General features: G+C 64.6%; 1 protein-coding gene. It reads right to left on the bottom strand.

The genetic code is table 11. The features are described from left to right. A partial coding sequence (locus DVJ77_RS20930) for a non-ribosomal peptide synthetase (RefSeq protein ID WP_114847478.1) occupies window positions 1-3,010 on the bottom strand: 3,010 nt, incomplete at both ends.

The following is a 3,010-nucleotide window of genomic DNA, read 5'->3' as shown; positions in this document are numbered from 1 at the left end:
ATGGCGCACGCTGTCCTCTACGCCGGTGGCGTCCAGGTCCAGGCGCAGCGGCAAGGTGTTGATGAACAGGCCCATGGTGCGATCGGCATCGTTGCCGGCCTGCATGCGGCCGAACAGCACGGTGCCGAACACCACGTGTTCGCGGCCGCTGGTGCGTGCGACCACCTGGCCCCAGGCGAGATGGCACAGGCTGGCGAGGCTGACGCCGAGGTTGCGCGCTTGCGTGCGCAGGCGGTCGTTGATGGTTGGCGGCAGTACCCGATGCGCGTCGTGCATGCGGCTGCCGTCGCGATGCACATCGCCGAGGCCGAACGGGATGGTCGGCTCGTTGATATCGGCGAGCATGCCGCGGAAGAAGCGCTCGTGCTCCTGTGCGCTGATGCCCAGGCGCGACTGCGCCACTACGTTGCGGAACGACTGCGGTGGGGGCAGTTGCTGGCCGCGTCCCTGCACGATGGCCTGGATTTCGCTGAGCATGATGCTTAGCGAGGAGATGTCGTCGATCAGATGGTGTTGCAGTTGCAGCAGCAGCCAGCGTTCGCTGTCCGGTTCGCGGGCGATGACCAGGCGCAGCAGCGGTGCATGGGTCAGGTCGATGCGGTAGTGGCGTGGGTCGAAGCGGCGCGTCAGTTGCTCGCCGGGCGGGGTGCCGTCCGTATCGAGGGTCACTTCGAGTACGTCCAGCCGGGCGTGGCGCCACACGACCTGGGCCGGTGTGCTTAGCTGTTCCCAGGCGAACGAGGTGCGCAGGATATCGTGGCGATCGACCACCTGTTGCAGGGCGGCCAGGTAGCTATCCAGCACGCCGCGGTGAGCGAAGGCGAGCTGGTTGACTTGTAAGTAAGGGTCGCCTTCGCTCGCCAGTTGGTGGTGAAACAGGATGCCGTCCTGCAAGGGCGACAAGGCGTAAATGTCCTGCACGTTGGCGATGCCGCCGGGTACCTGGGCCACGATGTGATCGATATCGACCTGCTGCAGTTCGATCAGCGGCAGCATCTCCGGCGTGATCGCCTTGCTATCCACGGTGATGAGATTGGCCGGGACGATCAGTTCGCGGTGGCTGCTTTCGCCGGCGGTCAGTGCGGCGAGTTCGGCCAGGATCGGTGTGGCGAACAGCATGTGCACTTCAATGTGCAGGCCCAGTCGGCGCAGATGCCCCATCACGCGTATGGCAAGCAACGAATGGCCGCCTAACTCGAAGAAGTTATCGTGGCGGCTGATGCGCTCGATGCCGAGCAACTCGGACCACACTTGAGCCAGCAGCACCTCCACCTCGCCCTGCGGTGGCTCGTAGCTGCGTCGCGCATAGGCATCGCCTTCGGGCGCGGGCAGGGCGTTGCGGTCGACCTTGCCGTTGGGCGTGAGCGGCAGCGCTTCAAGCACCACGATGGCCGACGGCACCATATAGTCGGGCAATCGCTTGAGCAGTTGCGTGCGCCATGTGGTGATGAGTTTCGCTGGTTCGGTGCCGACGTCGGCCGGCAACGTTACGTAGGCCACCAGCCGCCGCTCGCCGGGACGATCCTCGCGGGCGATCACCGTGCTTTGCGCTACCGATGCCAAGTCGTTCAATGCCGCCTCGATCTCGCCCAGCTCGATGCGGAAACCGCGAATCTTTACCTGATGATCGTTGCGGCCGAGGTATTCGATATCGCCGTCCGGCAGGTAGCGGGCCAAGTCGCCGCTGCGGTACATACGTGCATCCGGCGCCTTGCCGAACGGGTTATGCAGGAAGCGCTCGGCGGTAAGTTGGGCGCGCTTGAGATAACCGCGCGCGACGCCGTCGCCGCCGATATACAGCTCACCCACCGCGCCCAGCGGGACCGGTTGCTGATGTTCGTCCAGCAGGTAGATGCTGGTGTTGGCGATCGGCCGGCCGATCGGCACGATATTCGCGTCGAAATCCGCCGGGCACGACCACGCGGTAACGTCGATGGCTGCTTCGGTGGGCCCATACAGATTGTGCAGCGAGGTACTGGGCAGCAGTTGCCTGGCCTTGCGCACGGTGGCGGCAGGCAAGGCTTCGCCGCTGCAGATCAGACGCCGCAGCGATGTGCAGCGCTCGACATCGCTGGCATCCAGAAAACTGCTCAGCATCGATGGTGCGAAGTGCAGCGTGGTCACGCCGTGCCGCGCAATCAGCTCGACGAGGTAATCGGGATCTTTGTGCGCTTCAGGCGCTGCCAGCAAGAGGGTTGCGCCATAGCCCAGGGTCCAGAAGAACTCCCATACCGATACGTCGAAGCCGTAAGGCGTTTTTTGCAGCACGACATCGTCGCTGCTCAGGCCGTAGGTGTCCTGCATCCAGCTCAGGCGGTTAATCAGTGCACGATGCTCGTTCTGCACGCCTTTGGGCTGGCCGGTGGAGCCGGAGGTGTAGATCACATAGGCCACGTGCGCGGAGTTCAGGCCGAGCGTGCGGGGGTCGGGATCGGTCGCGGGTTGTTGTGACCATGCTGCTTGCGGCGCGGCGATATCAAGCACGGTCGGCCGTGCGCTGGCGTTGAGGTCGTTGGCCATGAGATCGAGCGCGCGCCGACCGGCTGGGTCGGCAAGTAGCAGCGCCGGCTCCGCGTCGCCGATGATTTGCGTCAGCCGTTCGCCGGGATAGGTCGGATCCAGCGGCAGGTAGGCGCCGCCAGCCTTCAGGATCGCCAGCAATCCGACCACCATGGCGACGCTGCGCTCGGCGCAGATCGCCACGCGGTCATCGGGTCGTATACCCAGCGCGATCAAGTGATGCGCCAGGCGGTTGGCCTGCGCATTGAGTTCGGCGTAGCTGAGCGATTGCGTGGCCGATACCAGCGCGGTGGCCGCAGGAGATTTTCGCACCTGTGCCTCGAACAACTGATGCATACACAGCTCGGCATCGTAAGACGCCGGTGCTCCGCTCATGCCGTGCAGCAGCAGCTCTCGTTCGTCGGCGGGCAGCACTTCCAGTTCGCGTACCGGCTTGCGTGGATCGGTTTCCAGTGCCTGCAGCAGGCTTTCCAGGGCCTGTTGCATATAG

Source organism: Dyella tabacisoli (assembly GCF_003350925.1).
GTDB lineage: Bacteria > Pseudomonadota > Gammaproteobacteria > Xanthomonadales > Rhodanobacteraceae > Dyella_C > Dyella_C tabacisoli.
This window is presented reverse-complemented; position numbering and strand designations above follow the sequence as displayed.